This window comes from Microbacterium sp. Leaf351 (genome assembly GCF_001423825.1).
In the GTDB taxonomy this organism is placed as follows: Bacteria; Actinomycetota; Actinomycetes; order Actinomycetales; family Microbacteriaceae; genus Microbacterium; species Microbacterium ginsengisoli.
Genome location: NZ_LMPK01000038.1, coordinates 67,105 through 67,974 on the forward strand (window position 1 = coordinate 67,105; position 870 = coordinate 67,974).

1 pseudogene is annotated in these 870 nt (G+C 69.1%); it reads right to left on the bottom strand.

Going from position 1 to position 870, the window contains the following annotated elements:
• A pseudogene (locus ASG00_RS13065) lies at positions 1-795 on the bottom strand (ribose-phosphate diphosphokinase); the annotation flags it as partial.
• Between the last annotated feature and the right edge of the window lie 75 nt (positions 796-870).

Consider the following 870-nt stretch of genomic DNA (forward strand, 5'->3'; position numbering starts at 1 on the left):
CTTGAGCGCCTGGGCGGCCTTCACGATCGTGCCGCCGGTGTCGATCATGTCGTCGACGAGGAGGCACACACGGCCGTCGACCCGGCCGACGATCTCGTTGACCGTGACCTGGTTCGCGACATTCGGGTCGCGGCGCTTGTGGATGATCGCGAGGGGTGCGTCGAGGCTGTCCGACCATGTGTCGGCGACCCGCACGCGACCGGTGTCGGGAGAGACGACGGTCAGCAGCTCGCGGTCCTCGGGGCTCAGCGTGGTGCGGAAGTGCTCGAGCAGCACGGGCTTGGCGAAGAGGTGGTCGACGGGTCCGTCGAAGAAGCCCTGGATCTGCGCGGCGTGCAGGTCCACGCTCATGACGCGGTCGGCGCCGGCGGTCTTCATGAGGTCGGCGACCAGGCGCGCCGAGATCGGCTCACGCCCGCGCCCCTTCTTGTCCTGACGGGAGTAGGGGTAGTACGGCGCCACCACCGTGATGCGCTTCGCCGAGGCGCGCTTGGCGGCGTCGAGCATGATGAGCAGCTCCATGAGCCACTCGTTGACCGGCGGGCCGAAGGACTGCAGCAGGAACACGTCGCACCCACGGATCGAGACCTCGAACCGCGTCAGCATCTCGCCCGACGCGAATGTGCGGTACTCGGTCGGCACGAGCTCGGTGCCGAGCTCAGCGGCGACGGCGGCGGCGAGCTCGGGGTGCGAGCTGCCGGTGGCGACGACGAGTCGCTTCTTGGTCTTGGCGACCAGCCCCGGCGCTATGCCGCGTTCCCGATCAAGATCGACCGTCTTGTCCTTGCGCGCCATCGTCTGCCTTCTGTGCGTGGCGGGCCCGCTCCGCGACCTGCGCGGCCTGGGTGCCCGAGCGATTCTTCTCGACCC